Annotated in this window: 27 protein-coding genes; 3 read left to right on the top strand and 24 right to left on the bottom strand. The window is 60.2% G+C overall.

All coding sequences use genetic code 11. From position 1 onward, the window contains the following. Nucleotides 1-42: 42 nt before the first annotated feature. From OH764_RS34895 to OH764_RS34840, 12 genes are all read right to left on the bottom strand, one after another. Entirely contained in the window at nt 43-396 is a 354-nt protein-coding gene (locus OH764_RS34895) for a TrbC/VirB2 family protein (protein WP_088176864.1), read from the bottom strand. A gap of 12 nt (nt 397-408) precedes the next feature. Beyond that, complete coding sequence (locus OH764_RS34890) at nt 409-1,458, bottom strand: TadA family conjugal transfer-associated ATPase (RefSeq protein ID WP_498851508.1); 1,050 nt, start codon at nt 1,456-1,458, stop codon at nt 409-411. 307 nt (nt 1,459-1,765) lie between these two features. Further along, nucleotides 1,766-3,085 (bottom strand): vWA domain-containing protein, encoded by a 1,320-nt coding sequence (locus OH764_RS34885; RefSeq protein WP_498851507.1) that lies wholly within the window; start codon nt 3,083-3,085, stop codon nt 1,766-1,768. 10 nt (nt 3,086-3,095) lie between these two features. Then, nucleotides 3,096-4,007 carry a hypothetical protein gene (locus OH764_RS34880; protein ID WP_498851506.1) on the bottom strand — a complete coding sequence of 304 codons (912 nt, stop codon included), beginning with the start codon at nt 4,005-4,007 and terminating at the stop codon, nt 3,096-3,098. A gap of 118 nt (nt 4,008-4,125) precedes the next feature. After that, complete coding sequence (locus OH764_RS34875) at nt 4,126-5,151, bottom strand: P-loop NTPase family protein (RefSeq protein ID WP_498851505.1); 1,026 nt, start codon at nt 5,149-5,151, stop codon at nt 4,126-4,128. A gap of 267 nt (nt 5,152-5,418) precedes the next feature. Continuing rightward, entirely contained in the window at nt 5,419-6,753 is a 1,335-nt protein-coding gene (locus tag OH764_RS34870) for a hypothetical protein (protein ID WP_498851504.1), read from the bottom strand. Between the two features lie 104 nt (nt 6,754-6,857). Further along, nucleotides 6,858-7,415: a hypothetical protein gene (locus tag OH764_RS34865; RefSeq protein ID WP_498851503.1), complete on the bottom strand. Its 558-nt coding sequence runs from the start codon at nt 7,413-7,415 to the stop codon at nt 6,858-6,860. A 179-nt stretch (nt 7,416-7,594) separates the two neighbouring features. Beyond that, nucleotides 7,595-8,047: a hypothetical protein gene (locus tag OH764_RS34860; protein WP_498851502.1), complete on the bottom strand. Its 453-nt coding sequence runs from the start codon at nt 8,045-8,047 to the stop codon at nt 7,595-7,597. Then, nucleotides 8,044-8,436, bottom strand: coding sequence for a hypothetical protein (locus tag OH764_RS34855; RefSeq protein ID WP_498851501.1), 393 nt, complete (start codon nt 8,434-8,436; stop codon nt 8,044-8,046). Before OH764_RS34855 ends, OH764_RS34860 begins: the two co-directional genes overlap by 4 nt. Nucleotides 8,437-8,544: 108 nt before the next feature. Next, a complete protein-coding gene (locus tag OH764_RS34850; protein WP_498851500.1) occupies nt 8,545-8,847 on the bottom strand; it encodes a hypothetical protein in 303 nt (100 codons plus the stop codon). Between the two features lie 50 nt (nt 8,848-8,897). Then, on the bottom strand, nt 8,898-9,359 hold the full coding sequence (locus tag OH764_RS34845) for an outer membrane lipoprotein (protein WP_498851499.1): 462 nt from the start codon (nt 9,357-9,359) through the stop codon (nt 8,898-8,900). Nucleotides 9,360-9,690: 331 nt separating this feature from the next. Next, the gene (locus tag OH764_RS34840) at nt 9,691-9,975 is read right to left on the bottom strand and encodes a hypothetical protein (protein WP_498851498.1); all 285 of its coding nucleotides are present in this window, start codon (nt 9,973-9,975) and stop codon (nt 9,691-9,693) included. A 612-nt stretch (nt 9,976-10,587) separates the two neighbouring features. On the opposite strand from OH764_RS34840, the gene OH764_RS34835 reads away from it, so the two are divergent. From OH764_RS34835 to OH764_RS34825, 3 genes are all read left to right on the top strand, one after another. Then, nucleotides 10,588-10,980: a hypothetical protein gene (locus OH764_RS34835; RefSeq protein ID WP_498851497.1), complete on the top strand. Its 393-nt coding sequence runs from the start codon at nt 10,588-10,590 to the stop codon at nt 10,978-10,980. A gap of 138 nt (nt 10,981-11,118) precedes the next feature. Beyond that, nucleotides 11,119-11,652: a hypothetical protein gene (locus tag OH764_RS34830; protein ID WP_498851496.1), complete on the top strand. Its 534-nt coding sequence runs from the start codon at nt 11,119-11,121 to the stop codon at nt 11,650-11,652. Beyond that, nucleotides 11,649-13,037 (top strand): hypothetical protein, encoded by a 1,389-nt coding sequence (locus OH764_RS34825; RefSeq protein ID WP_498851495.1) that lies wholly within the window; start codon nt 11,649-11,651, stop codon nt 13,035-13,037. The genes OH764_RS34830 and OH764_RS34825 overlap by 4 nt, the downstream gene beginning before the upstream one ends. Before the next feature lie 83 nt (nt 13,038-13,120). On the opposite strand, the gene OH764_RS34820 is transcribed toward OH764_RS34825, so the two are convergent. The 12 genes from OH764_RS34820 to OH764_RS34765 form a co-directional block, all read right to left on the bottom strand. Further along, on the bottom strand, nt 13,121-14,209 hold the full coding sequence (locus tag OH764_RS34820; RefSeq protein ID WP_498851494.1) for a hypothetical protein: 1,089 nt from the start codon (nt 14,207-14,209) through the stop codon (nt 13,121-13,123). A 99-nt stretch (nt 14,210-14,308) separates the two neighbouring features. Further along, entirely contained in the window at nt 14,309-14,782 is a 474-nt protein-coding gene (locus OH764_RS34815) for a hypothetical protein (RefSeq protein ID WP_498851493.1), read from the bottom strand. A 93-nt stretch (nt 14,783-14,875) separates the two neighbouring features. After that, nucleotides 14,876-15,688 (bottom strand): ubiquitin-activating E1 family protein, encoded by an 813-nt coding sequence (locus OH764_RS34810; RefSeq protein WP_498851492.1) that lies wholly within the window; start codon nt 15,686-15,688, stop codon nt 14,876-14,878. Then, the gene (locus OH764_RS34805) at nt 15,685-16,320 is read right to left on the bottom strand and encodes a PRTRC system protein A (protein ID WP_498851491.1); all 636 of its coding nucleotides are present in this window, start codon (nt 16,318-16,320) and stop codon (nt 15,685-15,687) included. The genes OH764_RS34810 and OH764_RS34805 overlap by 4 nt, the downstream gene beginning before the upstream one ends. Then, nucleotides 16,317-17,045, bottom strand: coding sequence for a PRTRC system protein B (locus OH764_RS34800; RefSeq protein WP_498851490.1), 729 nt, complete (start codon nt 17,043-17,045; stop codon nt 16,317-16,319). The genes OH764_RS34805 and OH764_RS34800 overlap by 4 nt, the downstream gene beginning before the upstream one ends. 10 nt (nt 17,046-17,055) lie before the next feature. Further along, nucleotides 17,056-18,048, bottom strand: coding sequence for a PRTRC system protein F (locus tag OH764_RS34795; protein WP_498851489.1), 993 nt, complete (start codon nt 18,046-18,048; stop codon nt 17,056-17,058). Between the two features lie 249 nt (nt 18,049-18,297). Next, on the bottom strand, nt 18,298-18,516 hold the full coding sequence (locus OH764_RS34790; RefSeq protein WP_498851488.1) for a PRTRC system protein C: 219 nt from the start codon (nt 18,514-18,516) through the stop codon (nt 18,298-18,300). 12 nt (nt 18,517-18,528) lie between these two features. Next, on the bottom strand, nt 18,529-18,993 hold the full coding sequence (locus OH764_RS34785; protein ID WP_498851487.1) for a PRTRC system protein E: 465 nt from the start codon (nt 18,991-18,993) through the stop codon (nt 18,529-18,531). Between the two features lie 100 nt (nt 18,994-19,093). After that, complete coding sequence (locus OH764_RS34780) at nt 19,094-20,761, bottom strand: PRTRC system ParB family protein (RefSeq protein WP_498851486.1); 1,668 nt, start codon at nt 20,759-20,761, stop codon at nt 19,094-19,096. 234 nt (nt 20,762-20,995) lie between these two features. Next, nucleotides 20,996-21,295, bottom strand: coding sequence for a hypothetical protein (locus tag OH764_RS34775; protein ID WP_498851485.1), 300 nt, complete (start codon nt 21,293-21,295; stop codon nt 20,996-20,998). Nucleotides 21,296-21,561: 266 nt separating this feature from the next. Next, a complete protein-coding gene (locus OH764_RS34770) occupies nt 21,562-21,828 on the bottom strand; it encodes a hypothetical protein (RefSeq protein WP_498851484.1) in 267 nt (88 codons plus the stop codon). After that, the gene (locus tag OH764_RS34765; RefSeq protein ID WP_498851483.1) at nt 21,825-24,944 is read right to left on the bottom strand and encodes an SNF2-related protein; all 3,120 of its coding nucleotides are present in this window, start codon (nt 24,942-24,944) and stop codon (nt 21,825-21,827) included. The genes OH764_RS34770 and OH764_RS34765 overlap by 4 nt, the downstream gene beginning before the upstream one ends. Between the last annotated feature and the right edge of the window lie 36 nt (nt 24,945-24,980).

Here is a 24,980-nt window from a genome sequence, read left to right as displayed (position 1 = left end):
CGGGGCAACGAGAGCCCGCGGCTGACCTTGTGCTGGCGCATATCAGCAGGCGACGCTCATGTGGAAGTGATCGCGCATGATCGGCACGGCGACCGATGCGATCCCCAGGCCGATCAGCACGACCGAGAACGTCTTGGCGATATTGCTTTCCGAATTTGCGACGGCGACGCCACCGAGCGTAATCAGCACAATGCCGATACCATAGAGGTACGGGCCGCTAATGAGGTTGCTGATCGTACAGATGATGTCCGTCAGGCCGGTCAGCGACGAATAGTCCCCAGCAGCCATTGCTGCGGCGGACGCGACACTCAGCAGCGCGCCGACGATGAGTGGCTTGCCTGGTCGCAGCTTCTTCGCGACTGCTGCGGCCGTGGAAAAAAACTTTCCTTGCTTCATTTGGTGCTCCCGTTAAAAAACCCGTCTTAGGTCGTAGTCGTTGTTGCGAAAGCCCCGGATTTCGAGGATTTCGGAGACGTGGCGCATTTCACCCGTGCGTTTGAAATGCACCACGTAGTTGAAACAGTCGGCGATGTTCTTTCGCATGTCGTCGAGTTCCCACCGGGAACCCGGCGGGATGCCGAGCATCGCGAGACTTTCCAGTCGGCTCAGTGCGGTGCGCCCGTTATTGGCGTGAAGCGAGGCGAGGCCGCCGTCGTGGCCCGTGTTGAGTGCCTGGAGCAGGTCGTACCCCTCACCACCGCGGACTTCACCAACGATGATCCGGTCCGGGCGAAATCGCAGACATAGCGCGACAAGCAGTTGCGTCGTGACGTTGGTATCGGCGTTGGACAGAAGGCGCACACGGTTCGGAACCTGAACCTTCAGTTCCATCGTGTCCTCGATAGTGATCACCCGCTGGTCTTCTGGAATGACGCCAACCAGTGCATTGAGGAATGTCGTCTTGCCCGCCGATGTGCCGCCGGCGACCAGAATGTTCTTGCGCGACGCAATTAGCGCCTTGAGCGCCCGCATGAGCGCTTCGTTCTCAATGCCTTCCTCGAAATGGATGGCCTCCGCTTCCACAGGACGCGCATTCGCTGCCGAGAAAGCGCCCATGCTGACGTAGTCGTCGAGCGTCATCTTCGACTCGCGGTGCTTCCGGATGCTAAGCGCGTGCCCGTCGATGGCGGTCGGATTCATGACTGCGGCAATACGCAGGTTCTTGTGACCGGCGTTGATAATTCCCCTGTCACTGCCCGCGTGTGCGGACTTGTCCACCGATGACGCAAGAGAATGAATCGCGCCTTCAAGATGCTCCGGGCGCAAATCCACATCCACGCGAGACATCACGCCGCGATGCTCGATCCACACGTTGCGATGGTCATTGACCATGATTTCCGCAAGGTCTGGCGCTTCGAGCAGTTCCTTCAGAGGGTTCAACGCCTCGAAAAACATCGCGACAGCCTCCGCCTTTAGCGGCTGAAGCTTCAGTAACGGGTTGTCATCAAGGTCTTGCATGCGCGGCTTTGTGGGCGGTCTAACATGCGACTATTGTTCGTCGCGGACCTCGCGGCCGGGATGCAAAAGCGGGGCCATTTTGCGCGGCTTTCGCTTCACCAGGGAATGCGCCGAGACAAGCGGCGAAACGAAGATCGAACGTTGGTCGCACTTTTATGCCCATGGGCACGCTGCTCCCGAGGAAAGACCCCCAAAAACGTATAGCTTTCCGCCGCACCTTCGGCTTATCTGGTGATTTGGGGAGCACCTTGGACGAAAAAAAACCCGGCGCATGGCCGGGTTGGGTTTAAGAAGATTTTCGATGCAATCAGCAGATGACCTCGACGCTTTCGCCGAATGGCGCCCGCCGTGCTCGCGTGAGCGGCGTGGTCGACGCCCACAGAACCGGATAGTGCGGCGAGCTCGCCGGAAACGAACCATCCATATCCGTCAGGTAGACGAGAAACGCCGGATTCAGACCATCGGCCGCCACGCGGTTAAACGGATCGGTGAATGCCGTTCCGCCTCCACCGCGCACAGGTTTGATCTCCGGCGAGTCGCCCCGCTCGAACACCTGCACTTGAGTGACCCGCGTATCGCAGTCCATCACGATCAACCGGGCGGGCTTGAGCGTGTGAAACACCGACAGGATTTCCGCATCGAACTGTGCCTGCGTCTCGTCAAACACCGAGCCGCTGGAGTCCCGCACGAAAACCGCGTCGCCAACTGCCGGCGTATGCAGCGAGGGCAGATAGAACCCAAGGTGCAGATACCGGCGGTTCGGCGTGGCAAAGCTGTAGTCGGTTGGCGATGACTGCTGCGCGAAGCGGTGAAGCACGGCGCGCCAGTCAACGACCGGCCGTACCGCTTCGCCTGCCATTGCCTGGAGATCACCGGGCAGCTTGCCGCGCATCTGCGCAGCCTTGGCGGCCTGCACGACGGCGACTTTCCACTCGGCCTCCTTCACAGGTTTGTCAGTCCCCGAGTACTGGCGGACCTCACCGCCCGATGAGCCAGAAGACGGCTCTGGATCACCCTGCCCACCACCTGCCTGCGACTGCGGGTTCGGATCGCCCTTGCCATTGGGCTTGTCATCAGCCTTGCTGCCGCCCTTTGCATCCGGAGCTGACGAATGGCCATCCTGCGTGGGCTGCTGCTGTTGCGACTGCGGATCGGACTTAGGTTCAGGCTGCTGCTCAGGTTTGGGCTGTTTCTGCTTTGCCTCCTGAGTCAGTGCGCCATAAATCTCCTCGACCGACTTTCCAGCGAAGCGTGCGTCATGCAGCGCGCCCCTTGGCAACACAAAATCCGACGAAGTGAGAATCGGAGTGATGGCGTATTGGCTCGAGTCGCTCCACCGACCGGCTTCTCGCGCGCCCTGACGCCAGCAATGACCGTTGGCCACCTGCATGACTTTCAGCGCCAGCACGCCCCGCAGTTCCAGGTCGCTCAGCTTGTCGACATATTCGGGGTTGTAGCCCAACGATTCCCCGTCTACCCAGCATTCCTTCGTTGACCGGTCCTCAACCATCTTCAGGCGCAGTGCGAGCGACCCGAAAAACGGTTGGGACAGTACAAGCTCAGTACGCTGTCTCGCAATGCGCGGATGGACCGCGCCATTGCCAGCTACCGTCACGGTGCGATCCATGAGCGCCCCCTTAAGCAACGAGGCGCAATTGCGCGCTCTGGTCCGCGGGCTCGATCTCCGTTGCCGGCGTCATGCCCATGAACGCGGCCATCAGCCCCTCAATCTCCTGTGCCTTGCTGGCCACCTGGGAACGCAGGACATTCGACTCCTTCAGATCCGCACCGGTGTGTACGGCGAGATGCGTCTTTGCCTGATCGAGGATGTGCGTGAGCTTTGGATCGTTAGAGAAGTTGAGCTTCGGCAGCAACGCGCACAGATCGCGCACGTTGTTGGCCACGTCCAGACGCACGTTGCCCGTCGCATACAGCCGCGACGCCATCTGCGAAACGGCCGTGTACATCCGTTCGACGAGATCCTCGTTCGCGGTCGCGATCGACGCCAGCACATGCTCGTCGAGTTCGCTTTTCAGCGTCGTCAGCACGTCCGCGGGCAGGTCCACGCCGAACTGGCTGGCATCCGGAAAGGGCAACACAGCCATCTTCACGCCGAACTTGGTCGACAGTTCCGCAAGGGTCGGATAGTCAGCCTCGTTGAACAGGCCGTTCAGTTCTGCGCGAGCGCGCTCCTTCAGATCCAGGTAGTCGGTGAGGAATACCGATACCGCCAGATCGAACTCGTCTTTCAACGAGCGCATCTTGTCGGCGAATTCCATGTAAATCATCGTCGGCAGCAGGCGCACCCCGAGTTGGTCGTACTTCAACGAGTGATCGTAGAAGTATTTTCGGATGCGGCCGGCAATCGTTACCACCTCCTGGAAGCTCGGAGAGTTTTCGGGCAGCAGGCGTTTGTTGAATCTGCCGATGCCCTTAGCATGATGCTTGTTCTCGACTTCTTCGGTGGCCTTGCCGTCGAATCGCCGGGCAACCCACGTGGAGATCGTGACCGAGCACAGCATGACTTTCGACTGGATGTTGGTGTTCATGAGAAAACTCCGTAAAGAAAATGAATGGATGAGGCGAAAAAAATGGCCCTGCGCGTCCTCGCGGACGCGGCAGAGCCATGAGTGATGAAGCTGGAAAGAAGTGGAATGGAAAGGCTGATCAGCTGCCCTTGATGATTGCGCCGATCTCGCCGCCCTGCGCCCTGATAAAGGCGTAGGAGTTGGCGATTTCCGGCGTGCGCTCCAATGCGTCACGCACGAGTAGCGCCGCGAACTCGCGGTGTCCCGCTTCGATCATGCGTTCCGTATAGGTCACGACTCGATCGAAGTTGGCTTCCGTCGCGCGAGCAGCCAGAGCAGTTGCGATGGCGTAAAGCGTCGACGGCGTCTGGGGGATCATCGCCTTGTCGGGAGTGGCCAGAAGCGCATCGGGGTTCGGTAGTTCGCGGTAGATCTGCAGGAAGCTGACAAGCTCCGTTGCAGCGCCCTCGCCCACCGATCCAGCATGCGAGATGTGCTCCAGGTGTTTCGGCACCATGCCCATCGTCTTCGCGACGAACCCCCAGCTGCGGGGACTCGGCGTGTTTTCGATATCGCGTGACGTCTTCTGAACCGAGAGCAGGTCAGGACGGAATCGCAGAAACGCGATCAGTTCAGGCGGCACATTGTTTCGCACAGCCCACTTCGTCCAGCCGTCGATCGTCGCTTCAAGCTCGACCACCGTTGCGAAGCGCGAAATGACGGGATCAAGAATCCCCGTCACGCCCGCGTTATCGGTCCGGCGGTTTGTCGCCGCAAGAAACGTCACGTGCGGCGGCAAGACGTGTTCGCCGATACGGCGGGCAAGCAGCAGTTGCATCTTGGCGGCCTGAACGGCGGGCGAAGCCTGTCCCAGATCATCCAGAAACCAGATGAGCGGGCGTCTGGCCTTCATCGCGCGTTCGAGATCCCCGAACGGCAGGAACTTCGCGTTCAAGCCGTCGGGCGCCGGAAACGGCAACCCTTTCGAGTCGGTCGGATCTTCAACGACGGGATGGCTGATGAGCAGATCGTGATCGGTGTCGCGAGCCGTCTGCTCGACGATGTCGCTCTTGCCGATGCCTGGGCGACCGGTGATGAGCACCGGCAGACGCTTCGGGACGTACAGTGAGAGCAGTTCGGTCAGTTGTGCGGGCGTAACTTTCATGATGGCTTTCCTGAAAAGAGAAAAGCCCCGAAAGGACTACGCCCGAGGGGACGTGAGGTCCCTCAGGGGCGATAAGAAAATGCCGACGAGTCGGCGAGGTCGATGCGTCAATGACGCGGTAGATGACACCCAGTGTAGGGAGCGCCGCCCGTACGCAATGCCCGAATGGTCGCGTTTTCACATGGTCTTACGCCTGCAGCGCCAAGGGCAGGCCAAAAAAAACCCGGCACGAGGCCGGGTTTGTCGAAAAGGTCTGCGTGAAACTAGTCAGGCGTGATGAGCCGTCTGCGTACTGGCAAAAATCGCCGGATGAACGCTCGCGGCCTCACGCGTCGCTTGATACAGCTCAATCACGCGCTGGCGCGCCTGCGGCGAGCCAGCCGATTCCCACTCGGCCTGACAGGCTTCGTCATAGCCCGCCAGCGCAAAGATGCCGCGACGACGCGCAGCAGCCCGCACACCGAGCAGCTTGATGCCGAACACCTCGCGCACCGTCTGCTTGGCGACGCGATTGCGTTCGTCAGGGCAGTCCATGATCTGCAGCAGGTAATGCACATCGCCGCTGTCGATCGCGTTCGACATCTCATTGCCCAGCATGAAGGTTTCCCGCCCATGCTCGAGCAGCGCGATCTGCATCTGCAGGTCGAACGTTCGTTGAGACATCTGCCCGGCCGCACGCTCCTTTTTCAGGCGGGCGGTTGATGTGTCGCGCCGCTTGTCCGCCATGTTCTTCCGGTACACCTCAGCGAACTTCGAGACAGGCGTTCCGACCGGCTGGGGCGTCGCATACCGGTCGGGCAGGTTGTACGGCTGAACGAGACCATGATGGAACAGGAGATCGTCGACCTCTTCAAACGTCGGAGAGTTCGGCGCCAACCGCATTACCATCGCGAGCAGCGCGGCGTTCGCCGAACTGATTCCGACCTTCTCATAACGCATTACACTCGTGAGCACACGAACCTTGTGAGACGACATCGCCCCACGCAATTCCGGCACGTCGACCAGCACCCTGCCCCAGCTCATGTCAGTCGTGAACCGGTCCGGCAACTGGCGATACTCCTCCAGCACCGCCTCGGGCACAGCCCAGCCTTCCGCGAGCGCATAAGCGACGTGGACTTCGTGTCGCCCGTTTCGATCCCGCGTGCGCCCGTACTCGGGCCCCGCATAGCGAAAACCGAATCGTCGCTCGCATTCCTGTTGCAAAAGTTCATGGAGGTCGAGGCGACCTCGGCTATCGGCCGCGGCCTCGATCTGCTCGGACGAGAAGATCAGTCGGGGCGTAGACGTGAGGTCGAACGCGTCGTAAAGCAGCTTCCAGTGGGAACGCCGGATTTGCCATGCAGCCTGCAAAACGCCGTTCGGTCGGAAGTACGCGCCGTCGATTTCGTCGACCAACGAGAGAAAAACGTCTCGGGCGGTGCCCGGGCGGCGCACTGTGAGCGTGCCGTTGTGACGGATCACCTGGACCACCTGGCCGCTGTGCTTCAGAACGATGTCCGAAGATTCGAGGGCAAGGAAGCGAGGGTCGGTCCGCAAGACTGCCAATACTTCGAGCAGTGTGGCGAACGGAAGAGTAAGACCAGCGAAGGAGAGTTGATACACGATTGCTCCGGAAAAAACGAAGCGGGCAATCGTTCCCTGTCGGGGCCGAGTGCCCGCAGAGGGATGAATTGACGAATGCGTCTTACGACGCTGAAAAAAACGGGTTACGCGACTTCGATCGCACGGGCAATGAAGCGAGCCAGTCGCCAGGCCTGATCGGCGACGAACACCTTGGCGCGTAGCAGCGGCATCACGGCATAACCGCGACCGGCCACATCCGGTATTTCGGTACGTGTGATCCAGTCAACGTGGACGATCCAGCCCTCGGATCTGCCGATGTCAACGGAGACGGCCACGCGGTTCCAGACGCTATCCGCGGGCCAGACCCGGTCCATCCGCGCACCGTTGGTTGCTTCGTTGGGGTCATCAAGCATGTTGGCGGTCACGAGCCACTCCGGCTCAAGCTCCGTATTGCGCAACACCTTGCAAAGCATTGAACAGACCTCGCCGACGGTCTTGCCGTCGACGTCCAGCCGGTTGCCCCACGGTGATGAATTAGGGCGTCCACTGGCAATGACTGCCGCGACGCTTCCGTTTTCGCCCGCCAAAGCCACGGCGCCTGGCTGCTGATAGCCAACTGGCTTCACAAATGCATGGGTCATTTCTGTCTCGCAAAAAAAGAAAGCGCGCCCGGGGGCGCGCTCAATGGTCGAAAAAGACAAAAAAAAAGCCGCTCACGGAAAGAGCGGCTCTATCTGTTCGAAGCGGCGTCAGGCCGCATCTTCAATCACGTTTGCCCCAAGCGCGCTCATGATCGCGCTTACGGCCGTTGCTATTTGTCCAGAGAAAGAACGCTGCAATGGACACGCCCACAACGAGAGTGATGAGGTTTGCAACCATTTCAATCTCCTTTCATTTCAACAAACCCGACGTACCACAATAGTATCGCAACTACTGCGAGAATCGCGGTGCCAGCGATTGTCGTGGCGTCCAGCCTGGATGCAGCATGGACGTAGCCGACAAGGCCGCCGACGGACGCAGCCGACAGCGTATGAAGGAACCGTGCGTTCTGCTGCCGCTGATCCTTCGTCGGATTCAACAACTGCTCGAAGGCTGACTTTGGTTCATCGGGCTCTCCAATTCTCCGAAGCCCGCTCGAATCCACCGAGACGGGCAACGTAGCGCCGTTGTACTCCAGAACAAACGACGGCGAACATTCCGTTTCGTCCATCGCGCGCAGCAGCGTTTGAAGACGCGGAGGCAGATGCACCTCTCCCGTTGCCGGATCAAGCGTTACCCTGTCTGTAATCGTCGTGCCGCACGAATATTCGACTTTGACGTTTGCCAGTTTCATCGACGACCTCCTGAGGAAGTGTCAATACCTCCAGCCAGACGGAGTCCATCGAGAAACGACTGATAACCACGTGTCGTCTCGATCTGCTCGAGCGGCACATAATTTTCACCGCCGCCCGAGAGGTCCGAGCGGCCGCGGCGCGTGCGGAAACTGAGAGCCACCGGCTTGTGACAGCGCCGGTCCAGCACGTCGACAAACAGCGTCTCAGTGCGAAGCGAAACACGCCCCGGAAGATTCCGGCGCGACGGCTCAACGACAATTTCATGGGAACGAAGACGCAGGTCCTGCGCTACACGGCGAAGAACGCGCGTGGCCTGCTGCTGGAGAGCAGCGGCAGCCCCGGCGCCAGCGGATCGACGATCCGCGTAGAACACTTTCGGGAATTTCATGTTGTACCTCGAGAAGACGAGGCAGCTCCCTTGCGGGGGCTGCCCCGCAAGGGAAAACGCGCCGGGTCCCGGCGCGATACAGATGGGTCCGACTGTTCCGTCGTTCCGCTAACTCAACGTGCTGGTTAAGCGCTCGGTGTAGCCGGAGATCGCCGCCTTGAAGCGAGCGAATCTCGCGTCGCCAGCGTTGTCACCCTCACTCACACGTCCTACTTCTGCGAAGAAAAGCGGGCGTGTGCCAGTCGGATCGAATTCCGGGTGCTCGACGATTTCAACAAACTCCTCGATGTTCCCAGCCTGCGCAGCAACTTCCACGGGACGCATCCCATAGACGTTCTCCGCATTGATAGAGTTGGTTGCCGGATTCCAGCCCGAAGTCTGGCCACGCGCGATCAGTTCATAGGTGTTCATAAAGGCCTCTGGGAAGTTGTCGAGAAAGATTGAGCCCGCCACAGCGACGGTCAGTGAGTAATCCGGTAGCCGGACCCGCTGGAAATCAGATAAACGTGTTCCCCAGGCGCGAATTGCTGGTCATCAACCTGAGACACAACAACGGTCTGGCCGTTGGCTCGTCGAAGGAAGACTTCGACGCCGCTGTGACGCGACATCGCAGCGCTGACGTGTTGGGAAATGAACCCCGCAGCAGCGCCCGACAGAGCACCGGAGATATAGCGGCCTCGGCCGTTCCCGATGATCTGGGAGCCGAGGAAAGCGCTGGCCGCGGAACTCACAATCGAAGTCAGCCCCGACGAATCGGAACTGGACTCGATCGTGATCTGGCGAACGCGAATGATCGTTGCCTGCTCCATCTGTCCGATGCGCTGGACGTCGTAACGCTGATACGTGTTCGGCGAGCCGAAATCCGCGCTGGCGCAGGCGGTGAGAAGCGAAAACAGGACGGTGCTGATCACAAGTTTGAACATGGTTGCCTCAACAAAAAAAGGGGCAACCACCCGCCAGGGAGGTTGCCCTGACGGGGAAGGAATTTAGTGTGCGAGACGAACGCGCGGCTCGCTCGTGTGGACGGTTACCCACTTTCCGTTCACAAGAACGTCGCGCATGAGCGTGCCGTTCAAAACGTAGGTATGGGTGCTGCCCACTCGTGGGGAACAGGGTCGAACCGACAGGGTTACCGCTTCGGTGCGGACATGAAGATTTCGAACAGCGGACATGACGTTCCTCGTTGAAAAAAATGACGAGAAACGCCCTGTGGGGACGTTCCCCACAGGGTTAAAAAAATAGTTGCGTTACGCGCTACGAAGCAAGGCGCGTAAGGTAGTGCAGATCAATCCGCCCGCATTTGACAAGCTCGCGTTCGGCGTCGAATGCGATGTCATAGTCGAACTTCACAGTGGCAGTCCCGTCATTCCAGAGATACAGGATGGAGCCGGTGAACTGCCTGATGGGCAGTGTTGCAACGGCTTGCGCGAAGACACGTTGTTTTTCGCGAAAGCCCCACTTTTCCGGAACTCTATGCGGATCGGCGGACACTGCCCGAACACGTGCAAGCTCTTTGGAAACCATAATTTGCTGCGACATGGTATGGCTCCTTCGAAAGGGAGCCAGTCCCATTGGGAGGAGGCTCCCAGATGGGTACATGGAATGGGACGGACCAGAAGGTCCGCCTTGTAGCTACAGCGTGCAACAAACGATGGGACAGCCCATCGTGGAAAAAAGGAAAAGGCTGACGCGAACGTCAGCCCTTCGATAATCCATTCAACGAGTGAATGGCTGGAGAGAAAAAATGGACGGTCCTTTGGAGGATCGTCTGGAGGTCGATGCGCAGTAGCGCAGGGAATGAATCCAGTTTATCGGCAGCGCTCCGGTGTCTCGCCCGTAATGCTCCGGTTTTCCGCCCGTCTCTCGCCGGCGACGCTGTGCAACGGACGAAAAAAAGGCCAGCTCGAAGGCTGGCCAAGAGAGTTCGTTTTTCCGAGGGTGGTCACTACGAACTTGAGAGAGGTTTCATTGTATCGGCGCGCCGCAGAATCAATTTCGCGAAAAGACGCCTCATTGGGGCCCGATTCCCGTCGTCGCGACCATCACTGCCAACGCGACGCCTTGACTTTGCGCTGTAGCTGCAAAGATGAATGCACCCGGCGTGTTATATCCGCACCCGGATTCTTCAATCACATCTACAGGAAGCGTCTCATGCGCAACGACTCTGCCGCGTCAATCATTGCCCTCCTCGTTCTCGCCAGCCTTGCCGCGCTGCTCTGGATATCACGTGCGCTCGGCGCGAGCTTTTCCTCGGTCTGCACCGCGGCCGTACCTCTGATTTTTTCTGCCGTCATCCTCTTTGCAGCGTGGCGGTTTCTGGATGACTTCGCCCTACCGCTTTTTGCAGGATTTCTCGTGCTGGGCTGGCCTTCCGTCTGGCCAGTCCTCGATAGCATCGCCAATGGCGGTCGAGATACGGACTCCTTTTTCCGACCAAACGCCGGCCTAATGAATAGCGCCTGGGTGGAATGGGGCGTCGAATTACTTTTTGTGGGCCTGCTTGCGCTCGCTATCTACGTTCGCCGTCGCCGTCGTAGCTGGTAGCCCAACAGCGTCTCTCAGAAAAGGCCGTCGAAAGAGGTGCGCATTGCAGCTTCTCCAGGTAGCAAACTTTTCTAGGCTTTAGCCTCATGCGCACCGGAGACAAACCGGCGCGTCCCCGTAGAACTTGGAGAAACGTTCTTGACCAGAAATTTGGCTCTTAAGGCGGCTGCGTTTGCGTTGCCTCTCTTTCTTACAGCGTGCGGTGGCGGTTCAAGCGGCGCTTCACTGCCATCAAATGGCAACGGCGCGCCTTCCTCAGCCTCAGGCACTGCTGCACCCCAAAACAATGCAGCGAGCGTCGAGGGCATTGATTCTGCGGGGCGTGGCTACCGTGATGACGTCGCGCAACTTATTGCGGACAAATATTCAGCCGCCTTGCCGGCTATCCGGGCAGGAGCAGAGGTCGCCGCTCGGGTGTATCAGCGGAGCATCACAGCCTCGACCCTGGCCCTGTCAGACACCAGCCCTGTACTTCTTCAGGGTGCCCAGGAGGTACGGTGTGCCGCAGAAGCGACTCCTCTCGACGACCTTCCGGCGTTGCAGGACGCTTTACACGTGGTCTACGCGCGGACGTTCAACACTGATGCTCGCATGGCGGCCCGTCAATCGTACAACGCCAAAGTTCTGTCAGTTGGCGCGATTCCGTTCGATCCCACCAAGTGTGTCAAATGAATCCTGTTAATAAACGAGCCAATAGAGCCACAAGGCTAACGGCGACGCTCTTTGCTATCGGCACTTTGATCCTTCCGGTGGCTGGCCAGTCGGCCGTCCGGACGCTGTACAAGTCCGGGATGGTCTGCGCGCAGAGCCCCGATGTGTTCTATATCAACGGCATATGGAACGACGACCCGGACCAGGATGGCGGAGTCAATGTCAGCGCCTCGACGATATCGCGGCGGATGGACAACGCCAAGATACCGCACGGCAAAGTGCAACCTCTGTTCAATCAGAGCGAAGGCAAGCTGCTGGACATCTTCCGGAAGCTTCTCCTGCAGAAGGCGCAAGAGACAACCTCGATCGCCGACCGCGTCAGCTATGGCGAGGGGCTGATACTGGCTGCCCAAGGGCAACCGAACTCCTTAAGCGCAAGCGACCAATCCAGCCTGTTCGACGCCCTGTCCACTGGCGTCGCTTCTGCCATGCAAAGCCTCGTGACAGACCCTGTGACTTCGGCGACATTGAAGGTAGACATAGATGCCGTCTCCGGGAGTCTGCTCACCGGTAACAAGGCAGTTTTGGTTGCGCACTCTGAGGGCAACATGTTAGCCCAGCAGATATACAAGGCCGTTTCGATCGCATCGCCGACGACTTTCAATCCTCTGGGCATTAACGTTGCACGGGCTCTCCAAGTTGTGAACGTGGCAACGCCCGCCGCAGCACCGGATACCGGGAAGTACGTTACGAGCAGTAGCGATATCGTCATCGCCAAACTGGCTTCGCTCCTGGCATGGGCAACGTTCCAGCATGCACCGGCCCCTGCCAATGTAGCGCCCGGGTACTCAAGCATCGATCCGACCGGGCACAAGTTTATTGAGACGTACATGAGCCAGACGCTGGGCGTCGCTGCTGGATCAGGCTCGCAGAAGATGGGGGAAAGAGTCATCGCGCTCATCGGCAACGCGGCGAGCGATGCGATCGCTACGAACACGGCTGCCGCCGAGGCGCCGTATCCAATCGACATCTCTGCGTCGTCGTACAACAACGACGTGACATACACAGTGACCGCGAACGGAGGTGCCAACTCTGTCTCGATACCGCCAACTGGGGGAACTGAGTCCGTTCTCCAATTGGGATGCGGCAACATCGAGCCAGGCACCTACGGGATCGTCGCAAAAACGTCTCCGAAACTAATTGGAAGCCCGACGGCGCCATACATTGTGAATTTCCAACTGTATCTTGGTCAGTTCGGCATACAGACTGGAATGGGGCCGTTTAGTTTGATTAACCAATTCACATCCAGCGCAGCAAGCGTGGAATTGCCTGTTGCTGATCTTGTCGTCACGCGAGATGCGGATTCGGGCGGCTACGACATCGACCTCTACAAGTACGTCTACTAGATCGAACAGGAAGCGGCGGTCATGGTGAAGCGATAAAAAAAGCGCCGCGCCCTTTTCCAGGGAGCGGCGCTTGTCGTCAGGAATTAGCCCAGTTCAAGAATCAGCTGTGCCAAGTCGGTACAGAACGTTTCAGGGACCGCCGCCGTCGCCGGTGCGGCTCTGGGAACCGTCCACGTCACCTGCTGGCTGCGCAGTCCGCACAGCTTGTACATCGCGGAACCGCGCGGCTCGGCTGGCACATCGACAAACCGGAAACTGAACTGCGCAGGCGCGCGTCCGTCGTCGTCTGCCAGGCCGAGATAGGCAGCGAGTTCATCAGCAACTCGCCCGCAATACTCTTCGACTCCCTCTGGCATACGGGTGACGTTGACGACCGTTTCGGCCGGCAATGGCTCTGCCTTCGTCAACAGATCCCGATATGCCGGGACCGCCAGCTTTGCAAACCCCGGCGCTTCCATCTCGAGCGGGTACGCCACCTCAGTGATAAAGCTACCGATCGCGGAATACTGCCAGCCAGCGTTCTCCCACGGTTTCCCGTCGAACGACACCAGCCGGTTTTCATCATCGATCTTGTAGCATCGCACCGCCGGCATGCGCTCCAGCGCCGTCGGACAGCGGGACGGCAGTTTCAGTTCGGCATCGACCGGCCGATTTGAGCAGGCGTGCTCCGAAAGGACGCGCCAGACGCTCAGCGCGCCGGTCTCGCCGTAGATAGCTTCGAGAAGTGCAGCGTCGGCATGCAGAGACACCTCCGCCTCCCCGCCCAAAACCTCATCTGCGCGCGCAGCGAAACCCGCTGCGCAGAGCGAGGATCGAACGTCATCTCGCGACGCTTCGGGAATTGCCGCCCGGAACGACTCCGCAACGTCCAGCCGAATTCTGCGGTCAGGCAGCCGGAACGGCTTCGCCAGCAGAGACCTCCAGGTACCTATGTAATTTTCCGGCCGGATGTATCCGGCGCGACTTTGCAGCATGCCGCCTTCACACGACGAAGCGTGCCGAAACACCCTTCGCATGACGTCGGCATATCGCCCGAACGCAATGGCAGACCACTGGTCGATGTGCGGATAGCAGTTCTTCTCGTACGTCCGCTCGAACAGCGCGAACATCCAGTCACCATCTGCCGTCTGGAAAGCCGCGGCCTTCTTGCCAGTCAGTACAGTTGCACCCATTTGAAGCTCCAATATGTAGATGCGGAGCAGCCCCCAACGGGCTGCGAACCCGCTGAGGGAAAGAAAAACCAGCCGCCACCAAGGGCGGCCATCAGGTGATTAATGCGACGGGCTGCGCGAAGGCATCTGGGCGTACACGACCAGAACTCTTACGCACACGAAGACGCCCGCGTACATCGCGAGCGTCAACATGCCGGCAAGCCAGCCCCGACCGCCGAATCCGGCAAGCGCCCCGCAAAGGAAACAGACCTTCACGGCGGCGCCAGTCATCAGCCAGCCCGCGAGACGCCGGCCGCGAGAAACAACGGCATCGAGAAACACGTTTCGACGTCGGCCGGTCGCAACCGACGCTGCAAACAGCAACGCAGCGACGACAAGGACCGCGAGCAGCCGCTTTCCGACTCCCGAGCTGGCGAGCTCCTCGTGATGCAGGGCCACCTCCGCGAGCGAATGCAGCATCGGCACCACCGCGTAGTGATTAGCCGCGTAAGACACAGCGGCCCCGGCGATTGCGGACCGGACACCGCGTAGAACCAGCTTGCCGACCGGGGTCGACGGTTTTTGTTGGGTCATTGAGACTCCTTCAGTTTGAGATAGGGAATTCGATGCCCCGCCAGGTGGTGGGGACATCAGGGTGGTATAGCGCCGCACCCTGAACGGGCGGGCTCAGACGGAGACCTTCGCCTTCTTCGGCTTTCTGGTCTTTTTCACAGGAGGCTTTGGCGCGTCATAGCCGAAGCGCGCCCATGCCGCCGGATCGATGGGAATCGGATTCGTACGCCCCGTTGCGAGGTTCACGAACACGCCCGAGAAGTTGAGACCACCGTTGCGAAACAGCGACCACAACATGTTGAAGGCCTGCACTGAAATCGCCTGATTGATGACCAGCGACTGCTTGCGCAGTGCGTCAGCCATCGAACAGGACGGCGTATCGTCGCCCTTGTCATTCTTCGGATTCAGCAGGTCGGGAAACAGATCGCCTACGTGGGGCAACCGGTCATGCCGCTCCTTGCCGAACTCGCCAAGAATCACCTGGCCACGATCCGTCTCGTTGCCGCAGTCGAGGTAGTAATGAACCTTCCCGCGCTTTGCCGCCTGCGCGATCGCATGACGCGCGCGTCGCGAATCGACGCAGCCAATGACCATGTCCGCATACAGATTCAGAGTCGAATCAACGCGGCGCGGCTCGGCCTTCCAGTTCGTCCCCATCAGCAGGTTCAGGCGATTCACCAGCAACGTCGCCTTGTACTGGCCGACGTCGTTGGGATAGAAGCCCTGCCTGCCGACGTTGAACTCACTGACCGTGTCGTCGTCGTACACCACGCACTCGATTCCGCCCGGATGGCCGAGCTCGATCATTGCGTGGTGCAGCCGTGCGAGTGACGGCAGCAACGCGCTGCCGGTACCGCCAGCGCCGACGACCACCACCTTCCACGGGCCGCTCAGCATGTGTGCCGGTGTCGTATGTAAAAGCGTCATACGACCTCCCGCGCCAATGCAACTTGCCAACGCTCAGGTATCGCGGCTTGCACCTCGAACCTGCCCTTCGCGCACAACCGCAGCGCAACGGACGGCACCTGATGACAGTGACCGAGCACCAGCGACAGCTTTACATCGTGCTGATCGTCGCGATCATCGGTCGATGAAAAGAATGCCTTGCCACGACCGTGCGAATGGCAGTCAACGACCAGCCATTCACCCGCATCCAGGTCCGGGCGCTTGTACTGCAGGTGCGCCGGGCTGTGCGACAACGAAGGCAGCGGCACCAGCCGGAATGCGCCGGTTGACGCATTCCACGTGATCCACGCGCCGACCTCGTTGGGCAACCCCGCACGCGCCATGCGCGCGAAGTCAGCGACGAGATCCGCCGGCACCGCGCCGCAACGCACTTCCGTCTCGTCGGCCGCCTCGCCATACGGTACGGGTGTGCGCCAGCTGAACGAGCCCAGACGACGCACCAGCCTTATCCAGGGACGGTTGATTTCGAGGAACACGCCGTTGGCCGCGATCAGCAGCCGTTCGCCCGGTGCGGACATCGGGACGACCGGCTCACGCGTTGGCACCATCACGGACGGGAACGAGCCCTGCAAGACCTGATCGACTGGATTCATTCCGTGCCTCCAATCTCTCCGGCCACCAGCTTGCCCGCCGTTGCGTCTTTCACCGGCACCAGCACATCGAGCGGAAATGTCTCGAACCTGCCGTCAAGCATGTCCTTCCAGAACGCGAAGAAGCCGTTCTCGTACTCGACCCGCTTGCCGCCGTGATTCGGATGCGTGAACGCGGAGGCGAAGAACGCTTCTTCCCATCCAGCGATCGCCGACACTTCGATCCGCCGCGGAACGTTGGCCGTCCCAATACAGATCGCGCCCCGGTCCCACGTGTTGAAGTACGGAGGCTCAAAAAGCGCTGTCGATGGCTCCGGTCTGCTGCCGCCTTTCAGCGAGAAGACACGAAAGCCGGTCGTGCTGGCCTGAAACACCAGACCAGGATGAGGCACGACCGCGCTGCGCTCGCCAAGCTCCTCGCATTTGAAGAAAACACGTCGCAGCGCTGGAGGGCACCACCACGTCACTGCGGCCGACGTCACACCAAGCACGGTGGCCGGGAGGAAATCGGCCTTTGGCGCGGCATTGCGGTCCAGCTCCACCAGCGTGTCAATCAGGGCTCTGCGATCCAGCGGTCGGCCAGCGCCGATAATCGGACGTCCGGTTTTGCCTTCCGCAGCGACAGGATGCGCCGTTGCGTAGTGCGCCCCGTTCGGACCGGTATAGAGCAATAAAGCCGACGACAGCGTCACATCGTGACCCGTCTGGCCAATCGAAACCTCATTCATTGGAAAACTCCTAGTCAGGGTCCACCACCAGCGCCATGAGACGATCGAGGTGATGGAGCATGCGTAAGCCGAGGCTCCATTGCGCGTACTGCGCGCGGATGCCCCGTCGTGTGTCAGAAAAGGAAATGAAACGGCTGTATTCGGACGCTTCGCCTGCCGAATAAGCGTTGTTCATGTGGTCGTCGAGCAGTTCGCTGGTCCGCTCGTTGTGCGAGAGGACGAACGTGCTTCCCGAGTAGATGGGATGTGCGTCGTAGCCACTCGCCAGGCAGTCTGAATTCCCTGCTTTAGCGAGCAACTGTTTCAGCAGGAGCAGCTCATCGCAGACTCTTGCGACTATGCCCGGCGAAGCCACGCGCAACCGCCGCAGCTCGCTAACCGAAAGCGTCGAAGACCGCGATCGCCGCCCTTTGATTTTCGCGGGATCGCGAATTTCGTCAGGGCAAAGCAGCGGCCTCAGTACCGACGGGAGATACCGCGCGATGACGACGTCATCTTCCCCGTAGTAGTCTTTCAGCAACTCGCCCACATCTTCGTCTGTCGCACTCTCTTCACCCTCCCAGTGCATGCAGGAAGCCTCACAGAGGAACCAGCCGGGCGTCCGGATGAGAACCGTCTTGCCGGAAACGCGATCAACGGTATTGAAGATCGTGTGCAGCAGGAGCGGATGGGCACGTCGAAGCGGGTCTGCGAAAGCTCCCACCTCGTGCACCCACTCATCCATGCACTTCACGCCGAGATGCAACGACGTGCGGGGCTTGAAGTCGTGGTGCTCATACTGATGCTGGATGGCGTCCATGACCGCGTTCGTGTCACACAACTCGAGTCCGAACGACAGGAAACGGAGCGGCGTGGGCAACTGCCGCCGCACCCAGGCGAAGAAAGCCTGCCGGAACGCGTCGACCGGACTCACCGGCGCTTCGACGTCCTCGGCACGAAGCGGGCCGTGGCGGAACTGCTCAAGCACGATCGCAGCAAGCGACGCGTCGTTGCGCCATGTCACCGAAGCTCGTGCAGGCACGTCCTCGGAGAAGTCCGGCAGAGTCAGAACACAATTGGCAGATCGATGTCTGGCAACGGCAGCGACTGGCGGTTGCCAGGACGTACCGACGCCCGCATCGACCGGTCTATCAATGAATGAAGGATCGAACAGCATTTGCGAACCTCGTCGTCATATAAAAAAACCGCCCTGTCGGGCGGTTCCTCTTTGAACCCGTTTGCCGGGTCCGCAAGAGCCTTGAGCAACGTCTGCTTACGCATACGAGCCCTTGGCGCCGGCGGCACGGACAAACTTGTAAATGGCAACATCGCCCGAGAGGTCGGGCCCATCGACGGCCGCGGTCGTCAACTCGGGGTACTGCGCCGAGTAAAGATCGCGAACGTCCTCCGGCGAGAACGCCGGACCGGGATCGAGCAAGGCAACGCCGTTGTAAGAAAACTGGCGAACGAGAGCGGCAATGGAAATCGACATGGCGACGCCCCTTTAAAAAAGCGAAGCCAGATCGGTACCGCTCGACTCCGAAGCCGCAGGGGCCGGAGCCGCTGCAGTCTCCGGAGCGCTTTCCGCTTCCGCGCTGTCGTCTTCCTCGTCGGCGTCATCGGCGTCTGGTGAAGGCTTCGCCGCAGGCGGCACACTTCTGCCACCCTTTGTCGAGAGAGCTTTGGTCGCTTTCGTGACCTGGGCCTTTTGCGCTTCACCGAGGATCGCCGTTGTCGCCGCGACCTGCTCAGACAGCGACGCGTGTGCGCCGGTGTACGTCGCAAGATGCTCGGCAAAACCCGCATCCAGATCCGCCGCGCTCGCCGTCATGACGAGTGGCTGACGCAGGGCCGCGTCTTTCGCCTCGCCTTCCGGCATGACGAAAACGACCATTGCATCGCCCTTAGCCTTGATCGACAGCTTCAGCGTTCCGCACGATTTCAACAGCGGTTCAAGTTCAACGAACATAAAAACTCCACAAATAAAAAAGGACCGCCCGAGGGCAGTCCATGAGATGGAATGAAGCGGACCAGGAAAGCCCGCTTCGATCGATGCGCGAGAGCGCGTGTTAATACTTCAGAACCTTCGGAACCTTGCCGGTGTAGTCGAAGCCCTTGACGTTGAGCAGCGCGTCGATGACTTCCGCCTTCGATTTGCTGAACACCTTCTTGAACTCGTCGCCGAGCGCGGCACGAATGCCAAGCTCATCGGCCACCACCATCATTTCCGACTTCGTGATCAGTTCCAGAAAGTCCTTGCAGAGCTTCCAGTGCTGGTTGAGGTCGAGTCGATGGTGACGGCAGAGACTCGTCAGATGGTGAACGTCCAAACCCTGGATTGCCGCGACCGTGACGCCGGTGACAGCCAGCGCGAGCTTGGCCTCATCAGCGGCAGCCACGGACGTCGCAGCCTTCGCCACGTCCGACATGGCGATCTTCTCGTCGGTCAGCTTCTCCCAGATGCCCTTCATCGTCGAATCATCGACGCAGCGGGCCTGTCCGGCGAGCGCGATCGAGACAAGGTATCGCTGGGCCAACAGAGGCTGCTGGCCGACTTCCTTGCGGAGGGCCTTGCGCCACAGCGCCACGCGATAGGTCTTGATGCGGTCAGACTCAGCTACCACCGTCGCCGGTGGGTTGCTCGTCGTCGACGGCGCTGCACCGGACGCTTTGGTCGCAGCCTTGGCGCCGGTACCGCCCGGTTTCGCTTCGGACTTCGGCTCGGCCGCAGCCTTTTCAGCCTGCAGGCGTTTCGCAACCATCTTCATGTTGCAGACAGTATCGAAGCACTGGCCCTTGTAGACCTTGCCGACAGAATCAGGCAGACCGCTCACCGCGGCGCCGTAGTTCTGGCACGCGTGGCAGGCTTTCGCCTGTTCTTCGCCGACGCCCTTCGACCCTTCCACAGCAAGCTGTATCCGGGTGTGGTTGTCGCCCGCTCGCACGATGCGCACGACGGGGAAATCATCGCGAAGCGTGGCCGCGACCGACTCAAGCTGTTTCTCCGTCTTTTCGTTGAAACAGGTTCGGTTCGTACAGTTGCCTGTAGCAATGGACTCGCCGAACATTTCGCCCTGGGTGGACGAGTTGTGGGGGCAATTTGCACAATCGGTTTTGTCGAAGATTGCGGCAGACAGCGCACAAGCGACCTGCTCGATCTTTTTCTTCAGTTCGGCGACCGGCTTGCCTTCCTGAACGATCACCGGAAGCAGCTTGTCCTGCGTTTCCTTCGGGAGTGCGGCAAGCAGTTCGGCGTGACCTAGCAGAATCTGCCGGGTGTTGAGCGCCTCCAGAACGGATGCGCTGCAGTTCATCAGCGCAAGCCGCTTGTCGAGCGTGGCACGCGACCATCCGAAGATGCGCGCGACCTCGTCACGATCGCCCTTGCAGAGGCCGACCTGCTCGGCTGCCGCAATGGCTTCCTCGGCAGGCGACATGTCGGCGCGCTGGATGTTTTCGATAATGGCGAGTTGCTTGGCCTCGACCTCATCGATTTCCTTCACAACGACGGGTATCTCGTAATCCTCGCCGTGCGCCGTCATGGCCGCTCTGTATCTGCGGCCGCCAGCAACGAGGGCGAAACCGCCATCGTCGAGAGTTCTGACGATCACCGGCTGGATGACACCTTTTTCGCGCACGGAAGCGGTCAGCTCTTCCATTTCCGCCGCATCGAAATACGTGCGAGGATTGGCAGCGATGGTGATGTGTTTGAGGGCAAGAGTAGGTTGTTGTTGCATCGTGGGTCTCCGGAGAGGGAACCCAGCCCTGTCGGGAGTGAGTTCCCGAAGGGTTGAACAACAATGGGCCGGTTGAACCGGCGAGTCGATGCGTCAGGGACGCGGGTGATTTCTCAAAGATACCGCCGCACGCGCCCCGCGCACCCCGCAAAGCTCACGTAAACGCCGTGTCTCTCGCGTAAACGAAAAAACCCGGCGCGAAGCCGGGTTGGGAAGAATAAAAGTACGACCGCATCAGATGCGCGGGCATGCAGAGAGAAGGTGATCACCAAAACAGAACGAGCACATGTCCATGTACTCGCCCTCAGATTCCCATTCGATGACGCCGTCCTGCCATGCATGGACCAGCTTCGGCTCATCGGCGAACAGCTTGGGAACCGGTGGCTCACTCAGTCCGGAGGATTCTGCGTCGCGATAGCCCAACGCCTGGGCGTCGGCCATTGCGAGCCCGAAAAGATGGGTGGCGGGGTTCGTGATACTTGCAACTTTCGCGCGTGCGAAATCTACGCGGACATTAAGGTAAGTGCATTCCATGGAGGTCTCCTGTGTAGGGAACCCTTCCCCCGCGGGACTGGTTCCCGAGGGGTTACAAAGCAGATGGGCCGGGCAAGCCGGCGAGTCGATGCGTCAGGGACGCGGGTAATACATCAACGATAACTGCGAGCGGCGGGAGCCCAGCATCAAATGCTTGCCAAAACGCCTCGCCTATCACTTCGAAGCGCTATCAGCGAAAAACCCGGCACGAAGCCGGGTTGGGAACAAATGGATCGGCAACGCCCTTGCAGACGCTGCCCATCCCATTACTGCAACACAACGGATGCTGGCGAACCGACGGATGCTGGCGCCGGCAACGGGCGCGACAGGAGCGTCGTTACCGCGCCGGAGAGCGACCACTCGCCGAACTGCTGCTCATGACTGGCGTGTACAAGCCGGTCGAGACACAGCACCTCAACGCCGTCCGCTTCGACGGTACCGAGAATGTTCGCGAGCAATGCGCGGTTCGAGCCTTCACGCTTGACCGTCACGACGCCATCGCCCACCAGTACTGTCACTTTCGATTCCTTCATGCGGCCTCCTTCAACAGTTTGCGCATGTCACAGGTCTCACGGTCTGCGACCAATGCAAGGTCATGAACAAAGCGATCCAGCAACGAATCCATGTGCAGGAACGTCTCGTCTTCAAGCTCGGGCGTCGCCCAGTCCAGTCCCGCCTGCGTCGCATCACGCTTGTGCGCGACCATCTGATCCTGATATTCGTCGATGCTGCCCGGCAGATGGAAATACAGCACCTTCAACGTCCCCTTACGGTTCCAGCGCAGCGCGCGCCGCATCGCCTGATACTCGATGCGCCACGTCCACGACCGGTCATAGAAGAGGATGTAGTCGGCGTTCGGCAGGTTGTAGCCCGCACGGCCCGATGCTTTCGTAGCGAGCAGCCCTGTGGCCAGCCCGGTCAGAAACCGCTTGTCCTTGTCCGACACGCGGCGCTTGATCGGGATCTCGCCGTGGAACGGCACCGACTGCACACCATGCGATTCAAGCTCACGCGCCAGCAGGTCAAGCACGCCCGGGTTTTCCGCAAACACAATCGCCTGCTTGCCTTCAGCGGCAATCTCCCGCATGCGCGAGATAACCGCCCGCTGTTTGCTCGTCAGACCGCCGATGCGTTCGACGCCTTCCATCCCGTATTGCGGATAGTTGGCGGCAAAATGCACGGCACGTATGCGCGCGAGGATCGTGATGAGGTTGCAGGCCTTGCGGTCGTCGCGGGATGAGCGATACCAGTCGGCAAACTCATCTGCGGCTCGCAGGTACGCGGCGAGATGCCCTCGGTCCCAGTCCACCGTCTCGACGTCAAACTCAGGCGGTTCGATCTGGATGTACTTAGCGACCTCCGGCTCTGCCACCAGCCGCCGCTTGATATGCGGCGCAAGCATTGCGCGGTAGCCGTGCAGGTTCCCGATCTTTGGCACCTCACGCTTCGCCCCTTCCTGCAGGCTTTCCGCGAACTGCCACGTCACCCATTCCAGCACCACGAAGTCATCGCGGAACCGGTCAACGCCCCGCATTGCATACTCGACGGTGTTGATCCAGTTTTCCTCCAGATAGCCCAGCCGGTAGCCATACGGCTGGGCCGCCGTGCCGTCACCGCCCGAGAACGCGATCAGCCCGAAGGCGTCACGCGGATAGTTCGGAATGGGAGAACCCGTCAACACGTATCGACGTCGCGCCGAAAGCTGCCAGAGCGCGCGGCTCTGATCGCTCGTCGGATTGGCCAGCCGCTCGCCTTCATCGGCCACCAGCAGGCCGATGCGCCGCCGCAGTCGATGCGCATACGTCACACGCTTCGACACTGCCTTGTCGACCGGCATACGCAGACGCTCGTACGAGATGAGGTTGACCCGCCGCAGATCCTTCAGGTCCGCCGCGCAGCCGATGACTTTCACGTCACTGGCGTCGATCGGCAGCAGCGCGATCTCCTTCATCATTTCGTCGATCAGCCGTGACTCAACAACGATGAGACCGTGCGTGACCTGGGAGGCGACGATCAGCGCGATGGCGAGCCGCGACTTGCCACAGCCCTGCTCCCACGCGATCACGCATCCCGAGGGTTTCATCAGCGTCTCGACGAGGTCTTCCGTCTGGAATTCCCAGGTGAGCCAGCGGTCGATGCCCAGAGAGTTGACTCTGGCCCGGAGCGCGGCTGCCTGCTGCGGAAACTTCACGGCAAGACCTTCGTGAACCACCTCCCAGCCTTCAGCCACGTTATCGACCGCAAACCGCGCGTTCAACTCGTCCACCGACAGATGGTAGGTAGCGCCCTTGACGACATAGCGGTAACGGCCGTCATCCTCACGCATGAAAGTCACCGCATCACCCGCCATCACCAGCGGGCTGGCCCACCGCGTCGCATCGACCTTGTGGGTCTCGCGCGCGTTGCCAGTCACGACGTCCGTCGAACCGGCACCCGTTGTCCACGCCACATGTCTGAGCGGCGTCGCCTGACGGAGGCTCCTTCTCGCACGTCGTTCAAGGTGCTCGAGGAAACCCGGCGCAAACTGCGGCTCGCCCCCAACGCTTCGGATTCGATCGAGCAGCCTGTCCATCGCGGCGCGCGGATCATCCTGCATCAGGTATGTCTCCAGATCGAGCAGACCCTGACCGGCGTAGCGGAATCCGCGCGGCAGCCGGTGGCCGTCACGCGAATAGATGCGTTCAACGAAAACATTGTTGAGCACCATCGCCTCGTTGAACCCACAGGCGAAGCCGAGACGGATGCGCCGGCCGTCATGCGCAATGACGACCGACCTATCTCCCGTCACTGGTCGCGTGATGGCAGGCACGCTGTCATCGAGCTTCTGGTAGCGCAGCCGCGCCTCGCCAAAACTCCGGTCCTCGTAATGCAACCCGAGGTCCGGCGCGGGCAGCGCGAGGTCTTCGACTTTCGTTCTCACGAAGTCCGAAGGACGCGAGCGGTACCGGTCGAACACCACAACAGCGGTCCGCACGTTCGCGCCTTCCGATTTGAATGCATCGGGAGCCAGCTCGAACAGACCAGCAACGCGGCGTCGGGCCGAATCACCCAGTTCACCCGCCACAAAAGCTTCCGCCGTCGTGACCGGGAGCAACGCAACGACGATGTTCGCCGCGTCCAGCGCCTGATGCACCGCATACTCATGACTGAGCGCACTGGTGTTTGCGCCGTATCTGCCCCACGTGGTGCAGGAGAACGGCTTCAGGTGTGGAGACTCGAGATGAACCGAAAACGGCGGATTGATGATCGCGATATCGAAGTTCGCCGGCTGGATGTCCTCCATGCCGGCGTGCCTGAACTCGCAGTCGAACCCCGCTTCCTCGAATACCTTCTGGCATTGGGTGATCACATCCGCGTGAACGTCGACGCCATACACCGCGTAGCGCTCAGGATCGGCATACTGGAACAGCCGCCCGGATCCAACGGAGTTATCCAGTAGCCGGATGCAGCGGTTGATCTTCCAGCCACTGATTACACTCCACATGAAGGCGGCGATTGCATCCGGTGTGAAGAACTGTCCGAGATGCTGACGACGCGCCGCGGCCAGTTCGCCCTGATGGGCGACCGGCGCAGCCTGGGAGCCGAGGCTGATGACCGAGCGCAAAGGCTCGTACCAGTCCGGCGCCAAAGAAAACAGATCTCTCTGCATGATTGCATCCATAAATCGGGATAGGGGCGAGCCTCA

The organism is Burkholderia sp. M6-3 (assembly GCF_050858985.1).
Lineage (GTDB): Bacteria > Pseudomonadota > Gammaproteobacteria > Burkholderiales > Burkholderiaceae > Paraburkholderia > Paraburkholderia caledonica.
The sequence above is the reverse complement of the archived record's forward strand: the minus strand, read 5'-3'. Positions and strand labels throughout refer to the sequence as shown.

What these genes read in the sequence shown, in the direction of transcription:
- OH764_RS34785 (WP_498851487.1), bottom strand. Translation starts at nt 18,993, where the DNA reads ATGTTCGTTGAACTTGAACCGCTGTTGAAATCGTGCGGAACGCTGAAG.
- OH764_RS34780 (WP_498851486.1), bottom strand. Translation starts at nt 20,761, where the DNA reads ATGCAACAACAACCTACTCTTGCCCTCAAACACATCACCATCGCTGCC.
- OH764_RS34825 (WP_498851495.1), top strand. Translation starts at nt 11,649, where the DNA reads ATGAATCCTGTTAATAAACGAGCCAATAGAGCCACAAGGCTAACGGCG.
- OH764_RS34805 (WP_498851491.1), bottom strand. Translation starts at nt 16,320, where the DNA reads ATGAATCCAGTCGATCAGGTCTTGCAGGGCTCGTTCCCGTCCGTGATG.
- OH764_RS34835 (WP_498851497.1), top strand. Translation starts at nt 10,588, where the DNA reads ATGCGCAACGACTCTGCCGCGTCAATCATTGCCCTCCTCGTTCTCGCC.
- OH764_RS34815 (WP_498851493.1), bottom strand. Translation starts at nt 14,782, where the DNA reads ATGACCCAACAAAAACCGTCGACCCCGGTCGGCAAGCTGGTTCTACGC.
- OH764_RS34860 (WP_498851502.1), bottom strand. Translation starts at nt 8,047, where the DNA reads ATGAAACTGGCAAACGTCAAAGTCGAATATTCGTGCGGCACGACGATT.
- OH764_RS34810 (WP_498851492.1), bottom strand. Translation starts at nt 15,688, where the DNA reads ATGACGCTTTTACATACGACACCGGCACACATGCTGAGCGGCCCGTGG.
- OH764_RS34890 (WP_498851508.1), bottom strand. Translation starts at nt 1,458, where the DNA reads ATGCAAGACCTTGATGACAACCCGTTACTGAAGCTTCAGCCGCTAAAG.
- OH764_RS34855 (WP_498851501.1), bottom strand. Translation starts at nt 8,436, where the DNA reads ATGAAATTCCCGAAAGTGTTCTACGCGGATCGTCGATCCGCTGGCGCC.
- OH764_RS34790 (WP_498851488.1), bottom strand. Translation starts at nt 18,516, where the DNA reads ATGTCGATTTCCATTGCCGCTCTCGTTCGCCAGTTTTCTTACAACGGC.
- OH764_RS34880 (WP_498851506.1), bottom strand. Translation starts at nt 4,007, where the DNA reads ATGAACACCAACATCCAGTCGAAAGTCATGCTGTGCTCGGTCACGATC.
- OH764_RS34765 (WP_498851483.1), bottom strand. Translation starts at nt 24,944, where the DNA reads ATGCAGAGAGATCTGTTTTCTTTGGCGCCGGACTGGTACGAGCCTTTG.
- OH764_RS34875 (WP_498851505.1), bottom strand. Translation starts at nt 5,151, where the DNA reads ATGAAAGTTACGCCCGCACAACTGACCGAACTGCTCTCACTGTACGTC.
- OH764_RS34850 (WP_498851500.1), bottom strand. Translation starts at nt 8,847, where the DNA reads ATGAACACCTATGAACTGATCGCGCGTGGCCAGACTTCGGGCTGGAAT.
- OH764_RS34775 (WP_498851485.1), bottom strand. Translation starts at nt 21,295, where the DNA reads ATGGAATGCACTTACCTTAATGTCCGCGTAGATTTCGCACGCGCGAAA.
- OH764_RS34770 (WP_498851484.1), bottom strand. Translation starts at nt 21,828, where the DNA reads ATGAAGGAATCGAAAGTGACAGTACTGGTGGGCGATGGCGTCGTGACG.
- OH764_RS34845 (WP_498851499.1), bottom strand. Translation starts at nt 9,359, where the DNA reads ATGTTCAAACTTGTGATCAGCACCGTCCTGTTTTCGCTTCTCACCGCC.
- OH764_RS34885 (WP_498851507.1), bottom strand. Translation starts at nt 3,085, where the DNA reads ATGGATCGCACCGTGACGGTAGCTGGCAATGGCGCGGTCCATCCGCGC.
- OH764_RS34800 (WP_498851490.1), bottom strand. Translation starts at nt 17,045, where the DNA reads ATGAATGAGGTTTCGATTGGCCAGACGGGTCACGATGTGACGCTGTCG.
- OH764_RS34895 (WP_088176864.1), bottom strand. Translation starts at nt 396, where the DNA reads ATGAAGCAAGGAAAGTTTTTTTCCACGGCCGCAGCAGTCGCGAAGAAG.
- OH764_RS34820 (WP_498851494.1), bottom strand. Translation starts at nt 14,209, where the DNA reads ATGGGTGCAACTGTACTGACTGGCAAGAAGGCCGCGGCTTTCCAGACG.
- OH764_RS34840 (WP_498851498.1), bottom strand. Translation starts at nt 9,975, where the DNA reads ATGTCGCAGCAAATTATGGTTTCCAAAGAGCTTGCACGTGTTCGGGCA.